The following is a 24,665-nucleotide window of genomic DNA, read 5'->3' as shown; positions in this document are numbered from 1 at the left end:
TAACTAATCTATTAGCCGGACTACGTGCCACACCGATATTGAAAAAGTGACACACCTCACTATTGGCGCATAAGCTAACAAATCTAGAAATTATAGCGAGCCAGCATGACATATTGCCAAATAGCCAACTGGCAGATAAAAACACCGCTACCGTAAAGTAAACTGTCCATGTTAGCGGGGGGTTAGCATTCTTCTGTGAATAAAACGGCGCATAACATTTAATCGATAATACTTTTCAGTCAGATGCCATAAAATATCGCCATCGCTTTAGGCATCACTTCAGATAAGCATATGACGGGAAAAGAATTATGGCTGAATGGGTTAGTGGCAAGATTACTCACATCGAACACTGGACAGACTCTTTGTTTAGTATTCGGGTCCATGCGCCAATTGACCCCTTTACTGCCGGTCAATTTGCCAAGCTGGCGTTAGATATTAATGGCGAGCGAGTACAACGGGCATATTCGTACGTCAATGCGCCAAGTGACGACAATCTGGAGTTCTATCTGGTCACGGTACCAGAAGGCAAACTCAGCCCACGGCTTGACCAACTGGCGGTGGGTGGCGAAGTGATGGTGACCAAGCAAGCGGCGGGCTTCTTTGTTCTAGAAGAGATCCCCGATTGCGATACCTTATGGATGCTGGCTACTGGCACCGCAATTGGCCCCTATCTGTCAATTTTACAGGAAGGGCGTGATTTAGAGCGCTTCAAAAATTTGGTGTTGGTTCATGCGGCACGTTTCGCCCGTGATCTCAGTTATCTGCCGCTAATGCAACAACTTGAGCAGCGTTACAACGGCAAGTTGCAAATCCAAACCGTTGTGAGCCGTGAGGAATCACCCGGTTCATTAACAGGCAGAGTGCCAGCATTGATTGAGAACGGCTCACTGGAAGCAGCTGTCGGCCTGAAAATTGATGCTCAAGACAGCCATGTGATGCTCTGTGGTAACCCTCAGATGGTGCGAGATACTCAACAATTGCTGAAAGAGCAGCGCGAGATGCGCAAACATCTGCGCCGTAAACCGGGGCATATGACCAGCGAGCAATATTGGTAATAAACAGTGAACCAAGGGTTGGCATATTTCCCTTGGTTCACTTTAGATAGCAAGGTGCCGGTGTTACTGCACTTTCTCCGCTAAATATTTCACGGGCACCGCTTCGGGGCCAAAACGATTATCCCCCTCGGTACCGAGGAACGCACCGCAATCGATAAACATCATGACAATAATAAGCGTGGGGATGAAACGCCCGACGCCCCACTGCCAGAGCGGTGCCAACATCTGCCAGTTACCGGCCATCAGCATCCAGGCCAGTACCACCAAAAATGCCCACCAGCCCGCTTTATTACGGTCATGCAACCGCTTAACCACCACTGCCGCCGTTGGCCACAGCAAGAAAACAATCGCAAAAGCCGCAGTCTGAATTGGCAACCAATCCTTTCCTGCCAGCGTAAAGATAACCAGCATTGCCAACAGCCACAAACCAATCCAGATCCAAAAGTCCCGCCGCCCGATACGGCCTTTAAACGAGAAACACCACTGCTGTATTGTCATCAATAACCCGATCCATTTACCTGATATAATTTACAGTTGATCTAGACTCGATAGAGTAACCCAATGCTGCAACTAACCTATAATCTTTGCAGTGAATTTTGACAATCACCCTCAATTACCGCTTTAATCCCCTACACACACTTCTAACGACGGCCTAAGTCATGAGAAAAGAGAGAGTCGCAATACTGGCAATGCTGCTGCTAATAGCAACAGTTAGCCGCGCTCATGCCGACCCCGCAGACGACAGTGGTCAGCCCACAGAAGAGACTCAGCCGACTGCGCCTTATCTACTTTCAGGTGCACCAACCTTTGATTTAACACTGGTCAAATTCCGTGAAAGTTATAACCGCGCGAATCCAACGCTGCCTCTCAGTGAGTTTCATGCTATTACCATCAAAGATGATCTGCCCCCGCTGACTCGGGCGGCCAGTAAGATTAATGAGAACCTCTATGCTTCCACCGCGCTGGAGAAAGGGACCGGTAAGATTAAAACCTTACAAATTACCTATTTGCCGATAAAAGGCGGTGAAGAGAAAGCGGCCCGGCTGGTGGCGGTCAATTATATGGCGGCCCTGATGCGCCAGTTTGAGCCCACTCTCACGCGCCAACAAAGCCTTGATAATGTGCAGCAACTGTTGGCGCAAGGTAAAGGTTTGCCTTTCTATGCCCATCCGGTTGGCGCAATTCGCTATGTAGTAGCGGACAACGGTGAAAAAGGGCTAACTTTCGCTGTTGAACCGATTAAGCTGTCACTATCTGAAGCATAGTCTTGCCGCAATTAATGACGAAAAGCAAAGCCATTGCCACCAATCATCTCTATACTGTTGGACAGGTAAACTGCCTGTCGGGCAGTCATTATTATTGACCCTCGCGTCCCCTTGTTGGAGGAAGAAACATGCGTCATCCATTAGTTATGGGTAACTGGAAGCTGAACGGTAGCACTAACATGGTCAAAGAGCTTATCGCTGGCCTGCGTAAAGAACTGAGCACCGTTGACGGTTGTGGTGTTGCTATTGCCCCACCGACTATCTATCTGAATCAAGCTAAGCATGAGTTGGCAGGTAGCCGTATTGCTCTGGGTGCACAGAATGTTGATGTGAACCTGTCCGGCGCATTTACCGGTGAAACCTCTGCTGACATGCTGAAAGATGTCGGTGCACAGTACATCATCATCGGTCACTCTGAGCGCCGTACTTATCACAAAGAAAGTGATGAATTCATCGCGAAGAAATTTGGCGTTCTGAAAGAAGCCGGTCTGATCCCTGTGTTATGTATCGGTGAATCCGAAGCAGAAAACGAAGCGGGCCAAACTGAATCTGTCTGTGCCAAGCAACTGGATGCCGTGCTGACTACTTTGGGCGTAAAAGCGTTCGAAGGCGCAGTTATTGCTTATGAACCAATTTGGGCAATCGGTACTGGCAAATCAGCCACTCCGGCACAGGCTCAGGCAGTTCATAAATTCATCCGTGACCATATCGCCAAACAAGATGCCGCAGTTGCAGCACAAGTTATCATCCAGTACGGCGGTTCTGTTAACGATAAAAACGCAGCAGAGCTGTTCACCCAGCCTGATATCGATGGCGCACTGGTTGGTGGTGCATCACTGAAAGCAGATGCTTTCGCGGTTATCGTGAAAGCAGCAGCAAAAGCTAAAAAAGCCTGATTTAGCTTTTAAGCTTTTTTGAACGTAATAAAAAACCGGGGTGACGTAAACAGCCCCGGTTTTTTTGTTTTGGTACGACCATACTCAAAGTCATTCGCTTGCAGCGGCCAGATCCAAGGATAAGCTGAGCAACCAACACCGCTAACAACCCTGAAGTTTCAAATACACAGGGTATATAAATTAACGCTTACTTATTTCGTCAAAGACGCCGCCAGTGGCGAAATGTGTCTGTTGTGCCTTTGTCCAACCACCGAACACTTCATCGATAGTAAACAACTTCAATTTCGGGAACTCGCTGGCGAATTTAGCCGCCACTGCCGGATCCCGTGGGCGATAGTAATTCTTGGCAGCAATCGTCTGGCCTTCTGGCGAATAGAGGTATGTTAAGTAAGCATCTGCCACTTCACGGGTTCCACGCTTATCGACCACTTTATCCACTACAGATACCGTCGGTTCAGCCAAAATTGATACGCTTGGCGTGATGATATCAAACTTGTCTTTACCTACCTCATTCACCGCCAACAGAGCTTCGTTTTCCCACGCAATCAGCACATCGCCAATACCGCGTTCAACAAAGGTATTCGTGGCACCACGCGCGCCTGAGTCCAATACTTCCACATTCTTATACAGCGTTTTAACGAATTCCTGCGCTTTGGCCTGGCTGTTATTATTGTGCTCTAGCGCATAACCCCACGCCGCCAGATAGTTCCAACGCGCGCCACCGGAGGTTTTCGGATTAGGTGTAATGACAGAAATTCCTGGTTTCACTAAATCTGACCAGTCATGAATCTGTTTCGGGTTCCCTTTACGCACCAGGAACACAATAGTTGAGGTATAGGGTGCGGAGTTATCCGGCAGGCGCTTAATCCAGTTTTTATCAATACGACCACGCTCAGCAATAGCATCGACGTCATAAGCCAGTGCTAATGTCACAACATCAGCTTCAATGCCATTAATAACCGAGGTCGCCTGCTTACCGGAACCGCCATGTGATTGACGCACCGTCACTTTATCACCGGTTTTTTGTTGCCAATGCTTACTGAATGCCTGGTTATATTCCTGATAGAACTCACGCGTCGGATCATATGACACATTCAGCAGTTGGATATCTTTTGCCATGGCACCTGATGCCAGCAGCAGTAATGATAGACCTACACCCCATTTACGCATTGACCCGCTCCCATAAATATTATTATTAATTAAATAGTTATTAACCTATACCCTAAATAATTCAAGTTGCCGGAAAGCGGCAAGGGAGATACAAATCGGTCGGGAACCGATTTGTACAGCATTTATGCTAGCCCGTAGGGTGAGCCTCAAGGATGAGGCTCATTAACCCCGATGAGCTTACATAAGTAAGTGATTAGGGTTATTGAGTGTAGCCAACACACATGCAGCTTGAAGTATGACGGGTATAAATTGTAATCAACTAAATTGGTTGACCTGATACTGAGCGTGCCAGAAACTTCCCGCGCAATTAAAGAATAAAAAAGTTTTGATTATACCAATATGAAATATACAAGCGGTTAAATGCAAAAAGCCCCCGGTAAACGGAGGCTTTCTTATCGGACAATAGATTGTTTTAGAACAATTTTTTAGCTGTGTCGTACCAATCTTCTTTAAATTTACTTTTCTTGTTCTCTGGCGCAATACAAACAGAGATAAGTTCATGCACCATTTTCTCGTTTTGTACGCCAACGCAGAAGCCACCTTGCGTATAGTCGCGGTCTTCCAACAGCAAGTCGACAGCATAAGCACCCATACGGGAAGCCAGAATACGGTCATAAGCTACTGGTGCACCACCGCGCTGAATGTGGCCCAATACGGTACCACGGGTTTCACGGCCCGTTTCTTTCTCAATATATTTAGCCAGTTCGTCGATATCATCCAGTTTTTCCGTGATGGCAACGATAGCGTGTTTTTTACCTTTCGCGATGCCCGCTTTGATTTCAGCAACTAAATCATCACGTTTGAATTCGACTTCAGGGATAGCAATAAACTCACAACCACCAGCAATGGCAGCCGCCAATGTCAGGTCACCGCAATAACGGCCCATCACTTCAACGATAGAAATACGCTGGTGCGAAGAAGAGGTATCACGCAGGCGGTCAATCGCTTCAACCACAGTCCCCAATGCAGTGAAGAAACCGATGGTATAGTCAGTACCTGCCACATCGTTATCGATGGTGCCCGGTAAACCAACACAGTGAATACCACCTTCTTTAGTCAGCAAGTCAGCACCGGCATAAGAACCGTCACCACCGATAACCACCAGGCCATCGATACCACGGTCTTTCATGTTCTTCAGGGCGACTTTACGTTTTTCTGGATCACGGAACTCAGGGAAACGCGCTGAACCCAGGAAGGTGCCACCACGGTTAATCATATCTGACACGCTATAGCGGTCCAGTTCTCTCATACGGTTTTCATACAAGCCCAGGTAGCCATCTTCAATACCGTAAACTTCTAACCCTGCTGACAAAGCTGCACGAACGACCCCACGAATGGCTGCGTTCATACCTGGCGCGTCACCGCCGCTTGTTAGTACACCGATTTTTTTGACCATGACTACCTCTAAACTTGTAGATGCGATTTTTAAAATTCTTTATTTGCTGATTTTTTCTTGCACATAGACGCCGTACAGAAATTCAGCTTTATACGATTAATATCGGATATTATAGCAAAAACACCAAGCTGAATTGATTCAAGTCATGCCATCTGGCGGTATTTTCTTCAACACAGAACCATAATGTAACCACAGTTTACCTGTCGTTAATGAAGGAATTATAACTCCCAATGCGCATGGCGCTCTTTTGGCACCACGGAGCAGGGATCTTGATGGATAAGCACATCGGCACCGGGGAAACGGTGCAACAATGCTCGCTCAACTTGCTCAGCTAAGATGTGAGCTTCCATCAAGGGCATCATATCTTCCATTTCAAGGTGAAGTTGAATAAAGCGTGTCGGCCCCGATTGGCGGGTACGCAGGTCATGAGCGCCAATCACACCCGGCCATGACATCACAATATCAATAATCTGCTGGCGCTCGTTATCAGGCAATGCTCGATCCAGCAAGGCTTGAACCGCTTCATACCCCATACGTAACGCACTATAGAGAATATAAACACCGATACCCAATGCAAACAACGCATCAGCCCAGTGAAAACCATACCAACTTAATGCCAATGCAATAAGAATAGCACCATTCATCATGACGTCAGATTGATAGTGCAACATATCAGCGCGAATGGCCTGACTATGGGTTTTTCGTACCACCCAACGCTGAAAAGTGACTAATATCAGTGTACTGCATAACGCCACTAAGGTTACCCAGATCCCTATACCCGGATCTTGCAATGGCTCTGGCGACACCAAATGCTGGAAACCGGTCAGGAATAGGAATAGCGCCGAGCCGGAAATAAACATACTTTGCGCCAGTGCGGCCAGTGACTCAGCCTTGCCATGACCAAAGGTGTGTTCTTCATCGGCGGGTTGCAGAGAGTAACGCACCACAAAAAGATTTGTCAGAGAAGCAGCCAGATCCATCAAAGAGTCAACTAATGCCGCCAACACACTTACCGACCCGGTATGCCACCAGGCAAAAATTTTAATAATCAGTAAGGTTGATGCCAGCCCTGTAGCACAGAGCGCGGCAGCTTTAACCAGCCGCGCATATTGCGGATCCATAACTTATCCTAAATGATATTTTAGGATTATGAGTATACGGAAGTGGAATAAAAAAAGCCCTCCATCATGAAGGCTGAAAGACAGAGATGGTGATATTCCCTCATCCTTATCAATATGAAATAAAAGGATTTATTTCACTCAATATCCACACATTGACCACATCGAAAAAAAGCCCCAAATTTTGGGGCTTTCTCGTTACAGCTACATCCAAAGGTTTTGTTGGCCGCTCCGCTCTGGGTGGGGTATCGCCGGAATCACTTCGCCGGGCCGCATAATTGAGCTTTCGAATGTCTCCATGGTCTTGAATGTATGGCCGCAATTTATATTTTGGCACTGGTGATACCGCTCCGGCTGGAACGGGCATGGGCTGATTCTCGACAGAGAGGGCAATGAAACATGTTAATCACCTCAAGCACCAGCGCCATAAGACGGGCACATAACCCGCGAACCGACTGGTGTAATCAAAATGTCGGCAATGGACTGGCCGATATAGTCAGCATAGGTAATGGTCTGCCCGGCGTTGCAGCTCATGTCGAGATATTTGGCCGTGGTCATTTTCCCCCTCAAAATTCGCGCCAGTGTTTCAACCAGTTTGCCACCAATGGGCACGGATAGCATGTTAGGAGAGATGTGTGGGTGATGGAACGACAAACCGGAAAAGTCATCTAAGTAGATGACTTTTGATTTGCGTGATAGAATTATTTCTATGGCTCTCATGGATGAGTAGTATGTTTTCAGCAAACATTATAAAAGTGGCACTAAAAGAGTTATCTAAACTTCCTGCGGGCCTCAAAGCCGAAATGGTTGAAGCCATAGAGGAACTAGAACAACTAGGCACAGATTTGAAAGAACCGAAAGTCCGAGATGTAGGCAACGGACTAAAGGAATTAAGAGTCAGTGCTCAGGAGGGGATAGCTAGGGGGTTTTTCTTTTTCACAGTCGGAAAGCAATTTTACGTTGTTCATGTTCTGCATAAGAAAAGTCAAAAAACACCCAAACTATCCCTTGAATTAGCTAATCAACGAATGAAAGATATTAAACGGAGACTGAAAAATGTCTGATAATGACCTCGATATCATCCCATTTTCTGAAGCTAAGGCACTGCTTTTAGAAGATAAGGCAACTCTGGAAGCTTATAACGAAATTCAGATCCGCAAGGCACTGATGACACAGCTAAAAGATGCACGTAAAGCATTACATCTTACTCAACAAGATGTCGCCCAAAAAATTGGAACACAGAAACAAAATATTAGCCGTATGGAAAATGGTAAGAGCGTACCTAATTTGGCGACCTTAAGCCGTTATGCAGCCGCTTTGGGTGGTACCTTTATTTTCCATATACCAAATCGGTAAAGCTGATAGTTGGTTCTTTCTCGTCTTTAATACTATTGACGTGGGGAGCCAAATCATTAAGCCTGAATTATCATTTTATCCTCTCCGTATAATCAACGGGGCAGGTCACTGCGGATATATCAAATACTAAGGTGCTACAGCAGATACTTGGACACGCCAACATCCAGCAAACCATGATTTACACCCATCTATCACCAGATTATCTGCAAAACGCCATTATACTCAATCCATTAAAGGGTGAATTAGTAGCATAAGAGCGCCCACAAACTGTCCACATTAGCAGAATTTTAAAGCGTTACTGAACATTGTACGTTTTACAACAAACTGTTTTTAATAGATATTTTTTGTAGCATACAAAAAAAGCCCTCCATCATGGAGGGCGAAAGACAGGGATGGTGTCTATGGCAAGGAAAACAGGGTATTACAGGGTACTACTTACTTCTGGGCAGAAGAGGGTTGTGCTGCTGGCGCCTGCTGCATTTTCTCAATGCGCTGCTGGTGCTTTTGGTTCAAGACAGCTTTTTGCTCTGGTGTGAGCAAGTTAAACATTTGGTTACGGACTTTGGCCATTTCGACCTGGCGCTCAACTTGGTCTTTGGACATTTTCTCAGCTTGCGCTCTTACCGCAGCTTCATCGAATTTATCGGCGGTAACCAGCTTGTGCATTGCGTCTCTGTCAGCCATATCAAGGCGTGGCTGCCCTTGGCGAGACTGGCGCATCAGGTCACGCATTTGCTGACGCTGCTGTTCGGTCAGATTGACGCCGTCAAACATGTTATGGTGACCACGACCGTCTTTCTTGTTCATCATCGTACCATCACCGTGGCACCAATCATCAGTGGCCCCGGTCTTATCGGCGGCGAAGGCGGCTTGAGAGCCTAGAACTAACATTGACGCCATGATTAACGTTGTTACTTTAGTTACTTTGCGCATCATTAACTCCTGGGTTCTATCTGCTAAGCGATTTGCTGCTATGCAATTCAATGTGAAGCAGTCTATCGTTTCTGCTGCAAACAAGCGTCAGCGCATGTAAAACTGGGGTCAGTGCATGTAAAGCTAAGTAAAGTCATGGAATACCGGCAATTGTTAACGTATTTTGCGTCAAGAGGAGAAATAATCATGCATAAAATCCTATTAGTTGATGATGATCGTGAATTGACGTCGCTGTTGAAAGAATTACTGGAAATGGAAGGTTTTAATGTTGTTGTTGCCTATGATGGCGAGCAGGCGTTAAACCTACTGGATAACTCTATAGACTTGTTATTGCTTGATATTATGATGCCACGTAAGAATGGTATCGAAACGTTGAAAGAGTTGCGTCAACATCACCAAACCCCTGTCATTATGCTAACTGCCCGTGGCAGTGAATTGGATCGGGTGCTTGGCCTTGAGCTGGGTGCTGATGATTATCTGGCAAAACCGTTTAATGACCGTGAGCTAGTGGCGCGCATCCGGGCCATTTTGCGCCGCTCGAACTGGAGCGAACAACAGCAAAATGTCGATCAAGGTGCACCAACACTGGACGTTGATTGCCTGCAATTGAACCCAGGCCGCCAAGAGGCCACGTTTGAAGGCCAATCGCTGGAATTGACCGGTACTGAATTTACCTTACTCTACCTGCTGGCTCAGCATCTCGGTCAGGTTGTATCGCGGGAGCATCTCAGCCAGGAAGTGCTGGGGAAACGATTAACACCGTTTGATCGTGCTATTGATATGCATATTTCAAACCTCCGCCGTAAGTTGCCGGATCGCAAAGACGGGTTACCTTGGTTTAAAACTCTGCGTGGTCGCGGATATCTGATGGTATCGGAAACATGATTAACAGTTTAACGACGCGAATTTTTGCTATTTTTTGGTTCACTTTAGCACTGGTATTAATGCTGGTATTGATGGTGCCGAAGCTCGATTCGCGTCAAATGACTGCCTTGCTCGACAGCGAACAGCGCCAGGGAACGATGCTGGAGCAACATATCGAAGCTGAACTGGCCAGCGACCCCGCCAATGACCTGATGTGGTGGCGCAGGCTTTATCGCGCCATCGAAAAATGGGCACCACCGGGCCAACATCTCGTGTTAGTCACCACTGAGGGCCGTGTCATTGGCGCTCAACGTCACGAAATGCAAATTGTCCGTAATTTTATCGGCCAGTCTGATAACTCAGATCAGCCGAAAAAGAAGAAATATGGCCGTGTCGAGATGGTCGGCCCCTTCTCTATCCGCGATGGTGAAGATAACTATCAGCTCTATCTAATACGCCCGGCCAGTAGCCCGCAATCTGATTTCATCAATTTGATGTTTGACCGCCCGCTGCTGCTATTGATTGTCACCATGCTTATCAGTGCGCCACTGTTGCTATGGCTGGCTTGGAGTCTGGCAAAACCAGCACGTAAGTTGAAGAATGCCGCCGATGATGTGGCGCGGGGCAATCTGAAACAGCACCCTGAGCTGGAGTCCGGGCCACAAGAATTTTTGGCCACCGGTGCCAGTTTTAATCAGATGATCAGTGCACTCGATAGAATGGTTGTGGCCCAACAACGGCTGATTTCTGATATCTCCCATGAGTTGCGCACGCCACTTACCCGCCTGCAACTGGCGACTGCGTTGATGCGACGCCGCCATGGTGAGGGGAAAGAGCTGGAACGTATCGAAATGGAAGCACAGCGACTGGATAGCATGATCAATGATTTACTGGTGTTATCCCGTAGCCAACATAAAAACGAGCTACATCGCGAACCTATCAAAGCGAATGATTTATGGTCTGACGTGCTGGAAAATGCCCAGTTTGAAGCAGACCAAATGGGCAAAACGCTGGAAATCACCGCACCTCCTGGGCCATGGACCTTATTTGGCAATCCAGCAGCACTTGATAGCGCGCTAGAGAATATCGTGCGTAATGCACTGCGTTACTCTCATCATCACATTGCGGTGGCATTCAGCTCTGATAATCAGGGTATTACTATCACTGTCGATGATGATGGCCCCGGTGTTAGCCCGGAAGACCGTGAACAAATATTCCGGCCATTCTACCGCACTGATGAAGCGCGGGATCGGGAATCGGGCGGGACGGGTTTGGGATTGGCGATTGTCGAAACAGCCGTCAATCAGCATCGTGGATGGGTGCGGGCTGAGGACAGCCCATTAGGTGGCTTGCGCTTGATACTGTGGTTGCCGTTGCATCCACTTAAGTCTTAATCTATCGTACCTCTGCCCGATCATCTGGGATCGGGCAGATCTCCGCTATCACGGTTTGCTGACCTCTTCTCCCTGCGCCTCTTTTTCCAGTAACTGCTTTTTGCGCTCAACACCCCAACGATAGCCTGACAACGCGCCATCCTGGCGAATAACCCGGTGACAAGGAATAGCAACCGCCAGCATATTGGCAGCACAGGCACCGGCTACCGCACGCACCGCTTTGGGCGAACCTATTCTGGCGGCGATATCAGCATAACTGGCCGTCTCACCTACTGGAATTTCCCGCAGTGCCTGCCACACCCGCTGCTGAAAAGCGGTACCCTGAATATCCAGCGGCAAATCTAGTCCGAGTTTAGGAGCCTCAACCAACCCCACCACCTGCGCGAACCATTGCTCAAACTCAGTATCGCCGCCAATTAACTCTGCCTGTGGAAACTTATCCTGTAACTGCTGCACCAGCAGCGCTGGGGAGTCGCCCAGCAAGATGGCACAAATACCCAGCTTACTTTTCGCCATCAGAATCGCACCGAGAGAGCTTTCTCCGACGGCAAAATGCAACGTAGTATCACGCCCGCCACTGCGATAGCGGGTCGGAGTCATCCCCAACAACTGATTCGATTGCTCATAAAATCGGCCATTAGAGTTATAACCGGCGTCAAAGATAGCGTCAGTTACCGAACCTTGCCCCGCTAATTGTGTACGAATACGCGCACTGCGCGTTGCACTGGCATATGCCTTAGGGGTCAACCCGGTAATGGCTTTAAATAAACGATGGAAATGAAAAGCACTAAGATTCACCTGCGCCGCCAACTCATCAAGCTTAAGTGGCGTCTCGGCCTGCTCAATTAAGCGGCATGCCCGACTGATTTTGGCTGCATGCTGCTGTGACAGGGGTAATTCAGTGGGCTGGCATCGTTTACAGGGCCGATAACCGGCCTGTTCAGCCGCATGATTATCGGCAAAAAATTCAATATTCTCTGCTTTAGCCTGACGGGACGGGCAAGAGGGGCGACAATAAACGCCAGTCGTTTTCACCGCATAAACGAACTGACCATCGGCTGTTTTGTCCCGATTAACGATCGCATCCCAGAATGTATCTTTCGCACGGATCATGATAAATACCCCGTTGATAGTGACTGTGTTAATCAGCATATAAAACAGCCACTGCTTACACTCTCCGCTGCTTGCTTTTAAATTATTGTACGCGCTACTGACATTAGCAACCGCTGCATAGAGGGGAGGTTTCTGATATCCTGCGCCCCTCATTATTGGGGGACATATGCTTAATATCGTTTTATTTGAACCCGAAATTCCGCCCAATACCGGTAATATCATCCGGTTATGTGCGAATACCGGCTGCCAGCTCCATCTGATTAAACCTTTAGGTTTCACCTGGGATGACAAACGCTTACGCCGAGCAGGCCTTGATTATCATGAGTTTGCCAGTATTAAGCATCACCATGATTATCAGGCCTTTTTAGATTGTGAAAATCTCGACAGTGCGCAGCCTGCCCGATTATTTGCACTAACCACCAAAGGGACGCCAGCCCACAGTGCGGTAAGCTATCAAGCTGATGATTACCTGTTGTTTGGCCCTGAAACCCGTGGCTTGCCCGCCAGTGTTTTGGATGCGTTACCTGCTCAACAGAAAATCAGGATTCCGATGCAAGCTGATAGCCGTAGTATGAATCTGTCAAACGCGGTGTCAGTGGTGGTGTATGAAGCCTGGCGGCAATTAGGTTATCCGGGTGCGTTACTGAAAGAGCCGTTGTTTTAGCCAAAATGTGTCGGTGATCAGCTAGCAACCCAATAGAAAGGTGTATATCCAAAGTAATTGGAATTGTAGCCAGGCAGCAAACGAACTCATCCCGATGAGCTGACATAAGTCAGTGATTCGGGTGAGTAAGAGCAGTTAACACCGCTACAGCTTCAAGTACGACGGAGATGATCAGATGCCGTCGCCGTACTCAAACCCATGGGTAATCCCATTGAAATGCTGGTCCATGTCCAATGATGGCTTATCGCTTTCGGGTTTACCAACGATGCGAGCAGGTACCCCTGCGGCAGTGGTATGAGCGGGAACCGCCTGCAACACAACTGACCCGGCGCCAATTTTCGCACCGCGTCCAACCTCGATATTCCCCAAAATTTTTGCCCCAGCCCCAATCATCACACCTTCACGGATCTTCGGATGACGATCGCCGCTGGTTTTACCGGTCCCCCCCAGGGTAACCGATTGCAGGATCGATACATCATTCTCAACCACTGCCGTTTCGCCAATAACAATACCGGTAGCGTGGTCCAACATGATGCCGCAGCCAATGGTCGCCGCAGGGTGGATATCGACACCAAAAGCAACAGAGACTTGATTTTGAAGGTAAATGGCGAGCGCTTTACGATCCTGCGCCCACAACCAATGACCGATACGATAAGCCTGTAAGGCGTGAAAACCTTTGAGATACAGCAGTGGCGTAGAGTATTTATCAACAGCCGGGTCACGCAGCCGCACCGCCAGAATATCCCGCGCTGCCGAGACTATCATCTGAGCATCTGCACGATAGGCATCTTCAACCACTTCACGGATGGCAATAGCAGGCATGATCGGATTAGCCAGTTTATTCGCGAGAATATAACTCAGGGCACTGCCTAAATTCTCATGCTTCAATAATGTCGCGTGAAAAAAGCTCGCCAGCATGGGTTCACACTCAGCCAGTGCTCTTGCTTCTGATTTAATGCTACTCCAGACCAGTTCTAACTCTTCTGACGACATTACCTACTCCTGCCCATAAAAAATTGCCCGAGGGAACGACCAAGGCAACGATACCCTTATTCATTGGAGCCACAGCAATGTTAGCGGCAACACCAATGATGTTAGGTATGTAGTTATTATTTTATTCCGCCAAACCCGCTTAACCGATCAAATGCCGCTTTTCTCATCTTTTTTGGTCCGACCCAATAAGGTCAATGCCGCTTCACGGGCATTTTTGTGACAATAGAGCACTTGATAGATCTGTTCAGTTATCGGCATTTCAACACCATGGCGCTGTGCTAATGCCAAAACTTCTTTGGTATTGCGGTAACCTTCAACCACCTGACCAATCTTATCCTGCGCTTCTTGTACGCCTAACCCTTGGCCCAGCATAATACCAAACCGGCGGTTACGAGATTGATTATCTGTGCAGGTTAGCACCAAATCGCCCAAGCCTGCCATGCCCATAAAGGTGGAAGGGTCGGCACCTAATGCAGAACCCAGCCGCGTCATTTCGGCCAAACCACGGGTTATCAGTGCAGTACGGGCGTTCGCGCCAAAGCCAATGCCATCGGACATCCCGGCACCAATCGCAATCACGTTTTTCACCGCACCGCCAAGCTGCACCCCGATAAAATCAGCATTACTGTAAACCCGGAAGCTTTTGCCACAGTGCAATAACTGTTGCAGGTCTTCGCTAAATTGCACATCGGTCGATGCCAGCGCAATTGCCGTCGGTAACCCTGCGGCCAACTCTTTAGCAAAGGTTGGGCCAGACACCACCGCCAGCGGGATAGTTTCACCCAGCACTTCGCGCGCCACATCCGCCAGCAAGCGGCCAGTTTCGGCCTCAAGCCCTTTGGTGGCCCAGACGATACGTGCATCCTTGCGTAAATGCGGTTTCAACTGATGCAATACCGCGCCAAAGACATGGCTAGGTACCACGACTAACACATCGCGGCTGGCTGCCAGCGCACGGGCCAGATCGGTTTCCAGTAATAAGGTATCAGGGAAAGGAACATCGGGTAGGAAAGCTTGGTTACAACGATCACGTTGTAAAACCTGAATATGCTTAGGGTCATGGCCCCATAACACGACTTGATGGCCATTACGCGCCAGCGTAATGGCTAATGCGGTGCCGTAAGATCCGGCACCGATTACAGTCATTGAAGCATTGATGGTGTTCATCAGGCATCCTGACGTTGTTCAGCACCTTCGCCGTCAGCCTGCTGTTGCAGATAGTTCATGAACAGGGCATCAAAGTTAACCGGTGCCAAATTAAGCTGTGGGAAAGTACCGCGAGAAACCAGGCTGGTGATGCATTCGCGAGCATACGGGAACAAAATGTTCGGGCAGTATGCACCTAAGCAATGCGCCAACTGGGTACCATCGATACCCGCGATGGAGAAGATGCCACCCTGTTGAACTTCGCACAGGAATGCAGTTTCTTCACCCAAAGAGGCGGTTACCGTCACTCGCAGTACCACTTCATACACATCTTCAGCCAGTTGACTAGAAGCAGTATCAAGATCAAGTTTAACTTCTGGTTGCCAATCCTGCTGGAAAACCTGCGGGGCATTTGGTGCTTCGAAAGAGATATCTTTGGTGTAGATACGCTGGATCTGGAAAGCCATCTCTGTGTTGTTTTGTTCGGACATGTGTATAAATACCCTAAGTTAGACGTCTGTATTAAATAGCACTGCCGCCGTGGGCTCTGTCCATCAAATTGATGGGACCCACTGACGAGTTAAAGCAGCGGATCAAGCCCACCGCGCGCATCCAGGGCGTGTAAATCATCACAGCCACCGATATGCTGCCCATCAATAAATACCTGAGGCACGGTCGTCCGCCCGCTGCGAGCAATCATCTCTTCGCGTTTGGCCGGATCACTATCAATTGCGATTTCATGGAAAGCAGCACCTTTGTTGTTCAGCAGTGCTTTGGCACGATGGCAGAACGGGCAGGTTGCTTTGGTATAAATCTCAATTTTCGCCATGGATACACCTCAGTTAACATTATAATTTATTGATATAGCGAATTTTTATAACAAATACGGGTACAGCTCAATACTCATATCACTAAAACGCAGGCAATATGATTACTTGCCGCGCGCCAGTGGTAGATTCTCGCCACTCCAGCCGGAGATACCTTCTTTCAAGGTAAATACGCGTTCAAAGCCCGCTTTGTTCAGCAGTTCAGCCGAAGCACGAGAGGTTGTACCAGTAGCACAAACCACAATGATAGGTTGTGCTTTGTGTTTTTCCAATTCAGCCAAATTACCGTTTTTAATGTCGCTTGGCAGCAAATTAATAGAACTGGCGATATGGCCTTTGCGATAATCATCACGTGTGCGGATATCAACCACAACCGCATCTTCTTTGTTAATCAGACGCGTCGCTTCACCACGGGTGATCTCTTTCACTTTAGAGAGAGAGGTCTTAAAGCTGGTGAAAATTACGGCGACGAACAACGCCACCCAGGCCAGACTCAAAACCGGATGCTGGCTAATGAATTGCATAATTTCTTGCAACATGGGGGTAAAAACTCCCGTTAGTTAGGGGATAATATTCAAGGTCACAGAGTATACCTGCGCGTTGCGGCAAATACAGCCAATATGCAAGTGCTATTGCAGAAACTGCGAGCCATTTCGGAAAGTTTTGTCGTCTAAATGATGACAATTACGCAAAACCCCACGCCAATGTTGATCTCTTTGGGCTATTTTTAACCGGTTTTGTAGTAAATTACCGCCTTCGTTCTGGCGGTGTAAATACGTTAATATAAATAGCCGAGTGTACATAGCCGCGCACATCGTTTGATGTTCACCGCTATTTGACACTTGGACTTATAAGAAAGAGGTTATGCAATGTCGAGCACTAAAAAACCACTGGTACTGACTATTCTTGATGGCTACGGTCACCGCGAAGAACAGCAGGATAATGCCATTCTGAATGCTAAAACGCCGGTTATGGACCGTTTATGGCAGCAACAGCCTCATACTTTAATTGCCGCATCCGGTCTGGATGTTGGCCTGCCTGACGGGCAAATGGGTAACTCTGAAGTAGGCCACGTCAACCTGGGTGCCGGTCGCATTGTCTATCAGGACTTGACCCGCCTCGACAAAGAGATCAAAGACGGCGACTTCTTCACTAACTCAACCTTAACAGCAGCGATTGATAAAGCGGTTAAAGCAGGCAAAGCGGTCCACATTATGGGTCTGTTATCTGCCGGTGGCGTGCACAGCCACGAAGACCACATTCTAGCCATGGTTGAACTGGCCGCCAAACGCGGTGCGACAGCGATTTATCTACACGCATTCCTCGATGGACGTGACACCCCGCCGCGTAGTGCTGAGTCTTCACTGAAACGATTCACTGATAAATTTGCCGCACTGGGCAAAGGCCGCATCGCTTCTATTATTGGTCGTTACTATGCGATGGACCGCGATAACCGCTGGGATCGCGTACAACTGGCCTACGATTTGCTGACTCAGGCAAAAGGCGAGTTTACCGTTGATAACGCCGTCGCAGGTCTGCAAGCAGCCTATGCCCGTGATGAAAACGATGAATTTGTCAGACCAACCCTGATTCAAGCAGCGGGTGAAGCCGATGCAGCTATGAACGATGGCGACGCGCTGATCTTCATGAACTTCCGTGCTGACCGCGCACGTCAAATCACCCGTACCTTTGTTAACGCCGATTTTGACGGTTTCAAACGGGATAAAGTGGTTAACTTCGGCGATTTCGTCATGCTGACTGAATATGCAGCGGATATTAAAGTGGCCTGCGCTTACCCACCAGCATCACTACAGAATACCTTCGGTGAGTGGCTGATGAAGCATGACAAAACACAGTTACGCATTTCCGAAACTGAAAAGTATGCTCACGTCACTTTCTTCTATAACGGCGGCGTTGAAGAACCATTTAAAGGCGAAGACCGCATCCTGATCAACTCACCGAAAGTGGCCACTTATGACCTGCAACCGGAAATGAGTTCAGCAGAACTGACTGAGAAATTGGTCGGCGCTATCGGCAGTGGCAAATATGATGTGATAATTTGTAACTATCCGAACGGCGATATGGTTGGTCATACCGGTGATTACGATGCTGCCGTGAAAGCAGTAGAAACACTGGATAATTGTATTGAACAAGTGGTTGCTGCCGTAAAAGCCGCCGATGGACAATTGCTTATCACCGCCGACCACGGCAACGCTGAGCAGATGCGCGACCCGGCAACCGGTCAGGCCCATACAGCCCATACCAGCCTGCCTGTACCATTGATTTATGTCGGCAATAAAGGGGTTAAAGCGGTTGAAGGCGGCAAACTTTCAGATATCGCGCCAACCATGCTGTCACTGATGGAAATGGAAATCCCGCAAGAGATGACTGGTAAGCCGCTGTTCATCGTGGAATAATCCTTCGTTATGAAGGAAAAAGCGTCATTTGCAAAATTAATGGTTACGGAAGAGGCCATCACCACCAGCCGAGATACAGTTTCTCGGCTGTCAGGTCAGTTGGTGCGTCGCCCGTGGTCAGCACTGTACGCCAGCGTTTTTTGCGCTGGCGTATTGCTATTGCCATTATCCGGCACGGCAGCAGATGCCCCCGCTACAGCAAAAACCGCACAGAGCAAAGACCAGTTGAAGACCATTCAGCAGGATATTGCCGAAAAAGAAAAAAGTGTTCAGCAACAAAAGCAGCAACGCAGTTCATTGCTGGATCAGTTGAAGCAACAGGAAAATACCATTGCTCAGGCCAGCCGCAGCCTGCGTGACACCCAAGGTACCCTGACTGAGTTGGACCAAGAAATTTCCCGTCTCACCTCCTCAATTGAGAAACTCGAGAGCAAACAATCCCAGCAACAAAATATTCTGTCTAAACAACTTGATGCCGCCTTTAAACAAGGCCAGCACAGTGGTTTACAGCTTATTTTGAGTGGCGAAGAGAGCCAGCGCAGTGAGCGTATTCTGGCTTATTTCAGTTACCTCAATGAAGCACGGCAGCAATCCATTGAAGAGCTGAAACAGACTCGTACCCATCTCTCTGCCGAGAAACAAACGCTGGAGCAAAAGCAAAACCAGCAAAAAACCGTATTGAATGAGCAGAAAACTCAGCAGCAAAAACTGGAACAAGCGCGTACCGCCCGCAAGAAAACCCTGACTTCGCTGGAAGCCTCACTGGAAAAAGATCAGCAAGGCCTGGCTGAGTTAAAACTGAACGAAACCCGCTTACGTGATCAAATTGCCAAAGCAGAACGAGAAGCGAAAGCTCGCGCCGAACGAGAGGCCAAAGAAGCCGCTCGGGTACGCGAACAGATAAAAGTTAAAGAACAACAAGCCAAGAAAACCGGTTCCAGCTATAAGCCAAGTGAAAGTGAGCGCTCATTAATGGCGCGCACTGGTGGCCTTGGCCGCCCAGATGGGCAAGCTGTCTGGCCGGTCCGTGGTAATGTCACTCACCGTTTCGGTGAAGCCTTACAAGGTGAACTACGCTGGAAAGGCATGGTTATCTCCGCACCAGAAGGCAGTGAAGTGAAAGCGATCGCCGATGGCCGTGTCTTACTGGCTGACTGGCTGCAAGGCTATGGTTTGGTCGTGGTTATCGAACATGGTAAAGGGGATATGAGTTTGTATGGCTACAACCAGAGTGCACTGGTCAATGTGGGTGCTCAGGTGAAAGCTGGCCAACCGATCGCCCTTGTGGGTACCAGTGGCGGCCAGGGTGAACCATCACTCTATTTCGAAATCCGCCGTCAAGGACAAGCAGTTAACCCACAACCTTGGTTAGGACGATAGCGAACAACGTTAGGGAACTTGTATTGCACTATTTCAACACACGCCGATTTATCATTGTAAGCGCCCTACTCATCGCTAACGCCGCACAGGCGGGCAAACTTTCTATTGTGATTGATGACTTTGGTTATCGCCCCCAGAACGAAAACAAGATTTTACAGATGCCATTGCCTATTTCAGTGGCTATCCTGCCGAATGCGCCTTATGCCAGAGAGATGGCTATCAAAGCCCATAATCAAGGGCGTGAAATTCTGATTCATTTGCCGATGGCTCCCCTAAGCAAACAACCGCTGGAGCGCGATACATTACAGCCCTCGATGAGCAGCGAAGAGATCCAGCGCATCATGCGCCAGGCGGTGAATAATGTCCCCTATGCCAAGGGCATGAATAACCATATGGGCAGCGCGATGACCTCCAGTTTCTCCGGCATGCAGAAAGTGATGCAGGAGCTGGACCACTATCAGCTCTATTTCCTCGATAGCGTGACCATCGGTAATAGCCAGGCGGGCCGGGCCGCAGAGGGGACTCATGTTAAAGTCATTAAGCGCAAAGTCTTTTTGGATGACTCACAAAATGAAGCGGCGATCCGCCAACAGTTTAACCGTGCGGTAGAATTGGCCCGCCGTAATGGTTCAGCTATTGCTATTGGGCACCCCCATCCGGCCACCATTAAAGTACTGCAACAAATGTTGCCTCAGTTACCTGCTGATATCGTATTAGTCCGGCCGAGTGCACTGCTCAATGAGCCAATACAAAACAATACGCAAAACAACAGTGGCGGTATGTTATCGGGTAAAACAAAACTACCTGGTTCAACCCAAGGCGAGCGCCTGAAAGCTATCAAGCAATGCAAAGCGAAAGAGAGCTATGTAGCAGAGAAAATCTACGCAGACAGGATGTTTAGCATCATAGGTGAGAGCTTGATGCAAAGCCCTGCGGTGATTTTTGTTCAGCGGCATTGGCAGCAATACTTCCCGCCAGTAGCGCCAGTTATTCCGGTGGATAAACCAAAAACAAATAGCCAAGACGGCGATAAGCCTAAAGCGGATAAACCTTAATAAAACGGGGCAATCATCATCTGACTGCCCCGCTCTCAATCCTGCAACGTCAAGGCCGAAGGGAATTCCCAAAGTCATTGGAGGTGCAGGTAGGCGGCCAGCAAACTCATCCCGATGAGCTTACATAAGTAAGTGATTCGGGTTAGTGCGCGCAGCCAACACCCCTGCAACTTCAAGGCCGAAGGGAATATTTTAGTCCCAGCTTAAAACCACCTTACCCGACTTACCCGAACGCATCGCATCAAACCCTTGCTGGAACTCATCAATAGAGAAGCGATGAGTGATGATCGGGGTTAAATCCAGACCAGATTGAATGAGTGCTGCCATTTTGTACCAGGTTTCAAACATTTCACGGCCATATATCCCTTTGATAAACAGCCCTTTGAAGATCACCTGATTCCAGTCGATTGACATATCAGAGGGAGGTATCCCCAGCATTGCAATACGCCCACCATGATTCATGGAGTTAAGTAATGAACGGAACGCCGGTGGCGCACCTGACATTTCCAGACCCACATCAAACCCTTCAGTCATGCCCAGTTCAGCCATTACATCCGTCAGATTCTCTTTACTAACGTTAACGGCACGGGTTACACCCATTTTACGCGCCAGATCCAGGCGATATTCATTCACATCAGTGATTACAACATGGCGAGCGCCTACATGCTTACACACGGCAGCAGCCATGATACCAATCGGGCCAGCACCGGAAACCAGGACATCTTCACCCACTAAATCAAAGGATAACGCGGTATGCACCGCATTGCCGAAGGGATCAAAAATAGCGGCTAACTCATCAGAAATATTGTCTGGAATTTTGAACGCATTGAAGGCAGGAATGACCAAATACTCTGCGAAAGAACCAGGGCGGTTAACCCCAACCCCCACAGTATTACGGCACAGATGAGTGCGACCACCGCGGCAGTTACGGCAATGACCACAGGTAATATGCCCCTCGCCAGACACCCGATCACCAATACTAAAGCCTTTCACTTCCTGACCAATGGCGACAACTTCACCAACATATTCGTGGCCGACCACCATTGGGACGGGGATCGTTTTTTGCGACCATTCATCCCAATTATAAATATGCACATCGGTACCGCAGATAGCGGTTTTGCGAATTTTGATCATGATATCGTTGTGCCCCAACTCTGGTGGTGGCACATCGGTCATCCAGATACCTTCTTCAGCCTTCAGTTTAGACAATGCTTTCATGAACATTCCTTACGCAATAACGTTAAGTTGTTTGCCAATACGCACAAAGGCTTCAATAGCCCGCTCGACTTGCTCTGTCGTATGATCAGCCGACATTTGGGTACGAATACGAGCCTGACCTTTTGGCACCACCGGATAGAAGAAGCCGGTGACGTAAATACCTTCTTTCAGCAAGGCATTGGCAAACTCCTGCGCCAGCTTGGCTTCACCCAGCATGACCGGAATAATTGCATGATCAGCGCCAGCCAATGTGAATCCGGCGGCACTCATTTTCTCGCGGAATAAACGCGCGTTCGCCCATAAATGGTCACGCAGTTCAGCACCGTCTTCCAGGAGTGATAACACTTCAATTGAGGCGGCAACGATTGCCGGAGCCAGCGAGTTTGAGAACAAATAAGGCCGTGAACGCTGGCGCAACCACTCAACCACTTCTTTACGACCCGCGGTATAGCCGCCTGACGCCCCACCCAGTGCTTTACCCAAAGTACCGGTGATAATATCAACGCGATCCATTACTTCGCAGTATTCATGAGTACCACGGCCATTAGCACCCACAAAGCCCACGGCATGGGAGTCATCGACCATCACTAATGCCTGATACTCATCAGCCAGATCGCAAACACCTTTCAGGTTGGCAATGACACCATCCATTGAGAACACGCCGTCAGTGGCAATCATAATATGACGCGCGCCATCTGCTTTGGCTTGTTTGAGTTGGACTTCCAGTTCGCTCATATCGTTATTGGCATAACGGTAGCGCTTGGCTTTACATAACCGTACACCATCAATGATCGAGGCATGATTCAGCGCATCAGAAATAATGGCATCTTCTGGCCCGAGCAGGGTTTCAAACAGACCGCCGTTAGCATCAAAGCAAGAAGAGTAAAGAATGGCATCTTCCATACCGAGGAAACTGGCCAGCTTCTGCTCCAGCTCTTTATGCGTGTCTTGCGTACCACAAATAAAACGAACCGACGCCATACCAAAGCCATGAGTATCCATGCCTTGCTTAGCGGCTGCGATAAGCCTTGGATGGTTGGCCAAGCCCAAATAGTTATTGGCGCAGAAATTAATTACGTGGCTTCCATCAGCTACAGCAATATCTGCTTGCTGGGCGGAAGTGATAATGCGCTCGTTTTTATACAACCCTTCAGCATGGGTAGTTATGAGTTGTTCTTCTAATTGCTGATAAAAAGGGTGTCGATTAAATGGCAGGGACATTCAGTTATCTCCAGGATGGGCAATTTCACAGTACATTTTACTGATTAGTGAGCGAGCTGACGAGGAACCTTGTCTTATATTATAAAAAATGCAGCACATATCACGGCGAACAATCCTAAAGCCGCATAGAAACCGTGAGATTAAGCCCCTTGCGGCTGTGCGCTATCCTATGAAATGTTATGATAACGCCAACTAGAGTGTGGGGCATTGTGCCCGACCAAGAAGATTAGCAAGGGTGAACCTGATGATTATCGTCACTGGCGGCGCCGGTTTCATTGGCAGCAACATCGTTAAGGCACTGAATAATATCGGTTATAAAGATATTCTGGTTGTTGATAACCTGAAAGACGGCACTAAATTCGTCAATTTGGTTGATCTGGATATCGCTGATTACATGGATAAAGAAGATTTTGTTGCCAGCATTGTTGCCGGTGATGATATGGGTGAGATCGAAGCCATTTTCCACGAGGGTGCCTGTTCTTCCACCACCGAGTGGGATGGCAAGTACATGATGGATAACAACTATCAATACTCTAAAGATATCCTGCACTTCTGTCTGGATCGCGGCATTCCGTTCTTATATGCCTCTTCTGCTGCCACGTATGGCGGGCGTACCGATAATTTCATCGAAGATCGCCAGTACGAACAACCACTCAATGTTTATGGTTATTCCAAATTCTTGTTTGATCAGTATGTGCGCGAGATTCTGCCGCAAGCTGATTCGCAGATTTGTGGTTTCCGTTATTTCAACGTTTATGGTCCACGTGAAGGCCACAAAGGTAGCATGGCAAGCGTTGCCTTCCACTTGAATAACCAGATCAACGCAGGTGAGAATCCTAAACTCTTCTCCGGCAGTGAAAACTTCAAACGCGATTTCATCTATGTGGGTGATGTGGCTGACGTTAACCTGTGGTTCTGGCAAAACAATGTTTCCGGCATTTTCAACTGTGGTACCGGGCGCGCAGAATCTTTCCAGGCTGTTGCCGATGCCGTAGTAGACTTCCACCATAGTGGGCCAGTGGAATACATTGAATTCCCTGAAAAGTTGAAAGGCCGTTATCAGGCATACACCCAAGCTGACCTCACCAAGCTGCGTACTGCTGGTTACGACAAGCCGTTCAAAACAGTCGCTGAAGGCGTCAAAGAATATCTGGCCTGGCTCAATCGCTCAGTCTAAATTACTT

At 48.4% G+C, this 24,665-nt stretch carries 26 protein-coding genes and 2 pseudogenes; 13 read left to right on the top strand and 15 right to left on the bottom strand.

Features of this window, described 5'->3' with window-relative positions; all coding sequences use genetic code 11:
- Positions 1 to 308: 308 nt before the first annotated feature.
- Complete coding sequence (fpr, locus tag A6J67_RS03880; RefSeq protein WP_005190546.1) at positions 309 to 1,055, top strand: ferredoxin--NADP(+) reductase; 747 nt, start codon at positions 309 to 311, stop codon at positions 1,053 to 1,055.
- A gap of 63 nt (positions 1,056 to 1,118) precedes the next feature.
- Here fpr and A6J67_RS03875 read toward each other — a convergent pair whose 3' ends face one another.
- Positions 1,119 to 1,553, bottom strand: a complete 435-nt coding sequence (locus tag A6J67_RS03875) for a DUF805 domain-containing protein (RefSeq protein ID WP_042568903.1) — start codon at positions 1,551 to 1,553, stop codon at positions 1,119 to 1,121.
- Between the two features lie 161 nt (positions 1,554 to 1,714).
- Here A6J67_RS03875 and A6J67_RS03870 point away from each other — a divergent pair, with 161 nt between their 5' ends.
- On the top strand, positions 1,715 to 2,320 hold the full coding sequence (locus tag A6J67_RS03870) for a DUF1454 family protein (protein ID WP_005190551.1): 606 nt from the start codon (positions 1,715 to 1,717) through the stop codon (positions 2,318 to 2,320).
- 128 nt (positions 2,321 to 2,448) lie between these two features.
- Positions 2,449 to 3,216, top strand: coding sequence for a triose-phosphate isomerase (gene tpiA, locus A6J67_RS03865; RefSeq protein ID WP_032907519.1), 768 nt, complete (start codon positions 2,449 to 2,451; stop codon positions 3,214 to 3,216).
- A gap of 180 nt (positions 3,217 to 3,396) precedes the next feature.
- Here tpiA and A6J67_RS03860 read toward each other — a convergent pair whose 3' ends face one another.
- The 5 genes and pseudogenes from A6J67_RS03860 to A6J67_RS03840 form a co-directional block, all read right to left on the bottom strand.
- Positions 3,397 to 4,386: a sulfate ABC transporter substrate-binding protein gene (locus A6J67_RS03860; protein ID WP_005190555.1), complete on the bottom strand. Its 990-nt coding sequence runs from the start codon at positions 4,384 to 4,386 to the stop codon at positions 3,397 to 3,399.
- Positions 4,387 to 4,798: 412 nt separating this feature from the next.
- Positions 4,799 to 5,782: a 6-phosphofructokinase gene (gene pfkA / locus A6J67_RS03855; RefSeq protein WP_005190557.1), complete on the bottom strand. Its 984-nt coding sequence runs from the start codon at positions 5,780 to 5,782 to the stop codon at positions 4,799 to 4,801.
- Between the two features lie 218 nt (positions 5,783 to 6,000).
- Positions 6,001 to 6,903 carry a CDF family cation-efflux transporter FieF gene (fieF, locus tag A6J67_RS03850; protein WP_005190559.1) on the bottom strand — a complete coding sequence of 301 codons (903 nt, stop codon included), beginning with the start codon at positions 6,901 to 6,903 and terminating at the stop codon, positions 6,001 to 6,003.
- 201 nt (positions 6,904 to 7,104) lie between these two features.
- A pseudogene (locus A6J67_RS03845) lies at positions 7,105 to 7,301 on the bottom strand (ogr/Delta-like zinc finger family protein).
- Between the two features lie 10 nt (positions 7,302 to 7,311).
- On the bottom strand, positions 7,312 to 7,458 hold the full coding sequence (locus tag A6J67_RS03840; protein ID WP_226967881.1) for a hypothetical protein: 147 nt from the start codon (positions 7,456 to 7,458) through the stop codon (positions 7,312 to 7,314).
- A 173-nt stretch (positions 7,459 to 7,631) separates the two neighbouring features.
- On the opposite strand from A6J67_RS03840, the gene A6J67_RS03835 reads away from it, so the two are divergent.
- From A6J67_RS03835 to A6J67_RS23620, 3 genes and pseudogenes are all read left to right on the top strand, one after another.
- Positions 7,632 to 7,964: a type II toxin-antitoxin system RelE/ParE family toxin gene (locus A6J67_RS03835; RefSeq protein WP_042568902.1), complete on the top strand. Its 333-nt coding sequence runs from the start codon at positions 7,632 to 7,634 to the stop codon at positions 7,962 to 7,964.
- Positions 7,957 to 8,256: a helix-turn-helix domain-containing protein gene (locus A6J67_RS03830; RefSeq protein WP_005190565.1), complete on the top strand. Its 300-nt coding sequence runs from the start codon at positions 7,957 to 7,959 to the stop codon at positions 8,254 to 8,256. Before A6J67_RS03835 ends, A6J67_RS03830 begins: the two co-directional genes overlap by 8 nt.
- Before the next feature lie 122 nt (positions 8,257 to 8,378).
- A pseudogene (locus A6J67_RS23620) lies at positions 8,379 to 8,510 on the top strand (site-specific integrase); the annotation flags it as partial.
- Positions 8,511 to 8,691: 181 nt separating this feature from the next.
- Here the strand turns inward: A6J67_RS23620 and cpxP are convergent.
- Positions 8,692 to 9,189: a cell-envelope stress modulator CpxP gene (cpxP, locus tag A6J67_RS03820; RefSeq protein ID WP_032907525.1), complete on the bottom strand. Its 498-nt coding sequence runs from the start codon at positions 9,187 to 9,189 to the stop codon at positions 8,692 to 8,694.
- Between the two features lie 186 nt (positions 9,190 to 9,375).
- Here cpxP and cpxR point away from each other — a divergent pair, with 186 nt between their 5' ends.
- Positions 9,376 to 10,074 (top strand): envelope stress response regulator transcription factor CpxR, encoded by a 699-nt coding sequence (gene cpxR, locus A6J67_RS03815; protein WP_005190576.1) that lies wholly within the window; start codon positions 9,376 to 9,378, stop codon positions 10,072 to 10,074.
- A complete protein-coding gene (gene cpxA, locus A6J67_RS03810) occupies positions 10,071 to 11,447 on the top strand; it encodes an envelope stress sensor histidine kinase CpxA (RefSeq protein ID WP_032907528.1) in 1,377 nt (458 codons plus the stop codon). The genes cpxR and cpxA overlap by 4 nt, the downstream gene beginning before the upstream one ends.
- Positions 11,448 to 11,495: 48 nt before the next feature.
- Here the strand turns inward: cpxA and ada are convergent, their stop codons facing one another.
- Positions 11,496 to 12,599, bottom strand: coding sequence for a bifunctional DNA-binding transcriptional regulator/O6-methylguanine-DNA methyltransferase Ada (ada, locus tag A6J67_RS03805; RefSeq protein ID WP_050074178.1), 1,104 nt, complete (start codon positions 12,597 to 12,599; stop codon positions 11,496 to 11,498).
- 127 nt (positions 12,600 to 12,726) lie between these two features.
- Here ada and trmL point away from each other — a divergent pair, with 127 nt between their 5' ends.
- The gene (trmL, locus tag A6J67_RS03800; protein WP_005190585.1) at positions 12,727 to 13,224 is read left to right on the top strand and encodes a tRNA (uridine(34)/cytosine(34)/5-carboxymethylaminomethyluridine(34)-2'-O)-methyltransferase TrmL; all 498 of its coding nucleotides are present in this window, start codon (positions 12,727 to 12,729) and stop codon (positions 13,222 to 13,224) included.
- 171 nt (positions 13,225 to 13,395) lie between these two features.
- On the opposite strand, the gene cysE is transcribed toward trmL, so the two are convergent.
- The 5 genes from cysE to A6J67_RS03775 form a co-directional block, all read right to left on the bottom strand.
- Entirely contained in the window at positions 13,396 to 14,217 is an 822-nt protein-coding gene (cysE, locus tag A6J67_RS03795) for a serine O-acetyltransferase (RefSeq protein WP_005190588.1), read from the bottom strand.
- 147 nt (positions 14,218 to 14,364) lie between these two features.
- Positions 14,365 to 15,384: an NAD(P)H-dependent glycerol-3-phosphate dehydrogenase gene (gene gpsA, locus A6J67_RS03790; RefSeq protein ID WP_005190591.1), complete on the bottom strand. Its 1,020-nt coding sequence runs from the start codon at positions 15,382 to 15,384 to the stop codon at positions 14,365 to 14,367.
- Positions 15,384 to 15,854 carry a protein-export chaperone SecB gene (gene secB / locus A6J67_RS03785; protein WP_032907531.1) on the bottom strand — a complete coding sequence of 157 codons (471 nt, stop codon included), beginning with the start codon at positions 15,852 to 15,854 and terminating at the stop codon, positions 15,384 to 15,386. Before secB ends, gpsA begins: the two co-directional genes overlap by 1 nt.
- Positions 15,855 to 15,943: 89 nt before the next feature.
- On the bottom strand, positions 15,944 to 16,192 hold the full coding sequence (gene grxC / locus A6J67_RS03780) for a glutaredoxin 3 (protein WP_005190594.1): 249 nt from the start codon (positions 16,190 to 16,192) through the stop codon (positions 15,944 to 15,946).
- A 102-nt stretch (positions 16,193 to 16,294) separates the two neighbouring features.
- The gene (locus A6J67_RS03775; protein WP_005190598.1) at positions 16,295 to 16,729 is read right to left on the bottom strand and encodes a rhodanese-like domain-containing protein; all 435 of its coding nucleotides are present in this window, start codon (positions 16,727 to 16,729) and stop codon (positions 16,295 to 16,297) included.
- Between the two features lie 330 nt (positions 16,730 to 17,059).
- Between A6J67_RS03775 and gpmM the strand changes: the two genes are divergently transcribed.
- The 3 genes from gpmM to A6J67_RS03760 are packed head-to-tail and all read left to right on the top strand — an operon-like array spanning position 17,060 to position 21,042.
- On the top strand, positions 17,060 to 18,607 hold the full coding sequence (gene gpmM / locus A6J67_RS03770; RefSeq protein ID WP_050297723.1) for a 2,3-bisphosphoglycerate-independent phosphoglycerate mutase: 1,548 nt from the start codon (positions 17,060 to 17,062) through the stop codon (positions 18,605 to 18,607).
- Between the two features lie 9 nt (positions 18,608 to 18,616).
- Complete coding sequence (gene envC, locus A6J67_RS03765; protein WP_005190605.1) at positions 18,617 to 19,987, top strand: murein hydrolase activator EnvC; 1,371 nt, start codon at positions 18,617 to 18,619, stop codon at positions 19,985 to 19,987.
- 23 nt (positions 19,988 to 20,010) lie between these two features.
- Positions 20,011 to 21,042 carry a divergent polysaccharide deacetylase family protein gene (locus tag A6J67_RS03760; protein ID WP_050089537.1) on the top strand — a complete coding sequence of 344 codons (1,032 nt, stop codon included), beginning with the start codon at positions 20,011 to 20,013 and terminating at the stop codon, positions 21,040 to 21,042.
- 192 nt (positions 21,043 to 21,234) lie between these two features.
- Here A6J67_RS03760 and tdh read toward each other — a convergent pair whose 3' ends face one another.
- Positions 21,235 to 22,260 (bottom strand): L-threonine 3-dehydrogenase, encoded by a 1,026-nt coding sequence (gene tdh / locus A6J67_RS03755; protein WP_005190611.1) that lies wholly within the window; start codon positions 22,258 to 22,260, stop codon positions 21,235 to 21,237.
- A gap of 9 nt (positions 22,261 to 22,269) precedes the next feature.
- Positions 22,270 to 23,481, bottom strand: a complete 1,212-nt coding sequence (gene kbl / locus A6J67_RS03750) for a glycine C-acetyltransferase (RefSeq protein WP_050297721.1) — start codon at positions 23,479 to 23,481, stop codon at positions 22,270 to 22,272.
- Positions 23,482 to 23,725: 244 nt separating this feature from the next.
- Here kbl and rfaD point away from each other — a divergent pair, with 244 nt between their 5' ends.
- Positions 23,726 to 24,658, top strand: a complete 933-nt coding sequence (gene rfaD / locus A6J67_RS03745) for an ADP-glyceromanno-heptose 6-epimerase (protein ID WP_050297720.1) — start codon at positions 23,726 to 23,728, stop codon at positions 24,656 to 24,658.
- Positions 24,659 to 24,665: the final 7 nt, after the last annotated feature.

It is taken from the genome of Yersinia sp. FDAARGOS_228 (genome assembly GCF_002073315.2).
In the GTDB taxonomy this organism is placed as follows: Bacteria; Pseudomonadota; Gammaproteobacteria; order Enterobacterales; family Enterobacteriaceae; genus Yersinia; species Yersinia intermedia.
This window is presented reverse-complemented; position numbering and strand designations above follow the sequence as displayed.

What these genes read in the sequence shown, in the direction of transcription:
- fpr (WP_005190546.1), top strand. Translation starts at nt 309, where the DNA reads ATGGCTGAATGGGTTAGTGGCAAGATTACTCACATCGAACACTGGACA.
- A6J67_RS03875 (WP_042568903.1), bottom strand. Translation starts at nt 1,553, where the DNA reads ATGACAATACAGCAGTGGTGTTTCTCGTTTAAAGGCCGTATCGGGCGG.
- A6J67_RS03870 (WP_005190551.1), top strand. Translation starts at nt 1,715, where the DNA reads ATGAGAAAAGAGAGAGTCGCAATACTGGCAATGCTGCTGCTAATAGCA.
- tpiA (WP_032907519.1), top strand. Translation starts at nt 2,449, where the DNA reads ATGCGTCATCCATTAGTTATGGGTAACTGGAAGCTGAACGGTAGCACT.
- A6J67_RS03860 (WP_005190555.1), bottom strand. Translation starts at nt 4,386, where the DNA reads ATGCGTAAATGGGGTGTAGGTCTATCATTACTGCTGCTGGCATCAGGT.
- pfkA (WP_005190557.1), bottom strand. Translation starts at nt 5,782, where the DNA reads ATGGTCAAAAAAATCGGTGTACTAACAAGCGGCGGTGACGCGCCAGGT.
- fieF (WP_005190559.1), bottom strand. Translation starts at nt 6,903, where the DNA reads ATGGATCCGCAATATGCGCGGCTGGTTAAAGCTGCCGCGCTCTGTGCT.
- A6J67_RS03840 (WP_226967881.1), bottom strand. Translation starts at nt 7,458, where the DNA reads ATGACCACGGCCAAATATCTCGACATGAGCTGCAACGCCGGGCAGACC.
- A6J67_RS03835 (WP_042568902.1), top strand. Translation starts at nt 7,632, where the DNA reads ATGTTTTCAGCAAACATTATAAAAGTGGCACTAAAAGAGTTATCTAAA.
- A6J67_RS03830 (WP_005190565.1), top strand. Translation starts at nt 7,957, where the DNA reads ATGTCTGATAATGACCTCGATATCATCCCATTTTCTGAAGCTAAGGCA.
- cpxP (WP_032907525.1), bottom strand. Translation starts at nt 9,189, where the DNA reads ATGCGCAAAGTAACTAAAGTAACAACGTTAATCATGGCGTCAATGTTA.
- cpxR (WP_005190576.1), top strand. Translation starts at nt 9,376, where the DNA reads ATGCATAAAATCCTATTAGTTGATGATGATCGTGAATTGACGTCGCTG.
- cpxA (WP_032907528.1), top strand. Translation starts at nt 10,071, where the DNA reads ATGATTAACAGTTTAACGACGCGAATTTTTGCTATTTTTTGGTTCACT.
- ada (WP_050074178.1), bottom strand. Translation starts at nt 12,599, where the DNA reads ATGCTGATTAACACAGTCACTATCAACGGGGTATTTATCATGATCCGT.
- trmL (WP_005190585.1), top strand. Translation starts at nt 12,727, where the DNA reads ATGCTTAATATCGTTTTATTTGAACCCGAAATTCCGCCCAATACCGGT.
- cysE (WP_005190588.1), bottom strand. Translation starts at nt 14,217, where the DNA reads ATGTCGTCAGAAGAGTTAGAACTGGTCTGGAGTAGCATTAAATCAGAA.
- gpsA (WP_005190591.1), bottom strand. Translation starts at nt 15,384, where the DNA reads ATGAACACCATCAATGCTTCAATGACTGTAATCGGTGCCGGATCTTAC.
- secB (WP_032907531.1), bottom strand. Translation starts at nt 15,854, where the DNA reads ATGTCCGAACAAAACAACACAGAGATGGCTTTCCAGATCCAGCGTATC.
- grxC (WP_005190594.1), bottom strand. Translation starts at nt 16,192, where the DNA reads ATGGCGAAAATTGAGATTTATACCAAAGCAACCTGCCCGTTCTGCCAT.
- A6J67_RS03775 (WP_005190598.1), bottom strand. Translation starts at nt 16,729, where the DNA reads ATGTTGCAAGAAATTATGCAATTCATTAGCCAGCATCCGGTTTTGAGT.
- gpmM (WP_050297723.1), top strand. Translation starts at nt 17,060, where the DNA reads ATGTCGAGCACTAAAAAACCACTGGTACTGACTATTCTTGATGGCTAC.
- envC (WP_005190605.1), top strand. Translation starts at nt 18,617, where the DNA reads ATGAAGGAAAAAGCGTCATTTGCAAAATTAATGGTTACGGAAGAGGCC.
- tdh (WP_005190611.1), bottom strand. Translation starts at nt 22,260, where the DNA reads ATGAAAGCATTGTCTAAACTGAAGGCTGAAGAAGGTATCTGGATGACC.
- kbl (WP_050297721.1), bottom strand. Translation starts at nt 23,481, where the DNA reads ATGTCCCTGCCATTTAATCGACACCCTTTTTATCAGCAATTAGAAGAA.
- rfaD (WP_050297720.1), top strand. Translation starts at nt 23,726, where the DNA reads ATGATTATCGTCACTGGCGGCGCCGGTTTCATTGGCAGCAACATCGTT.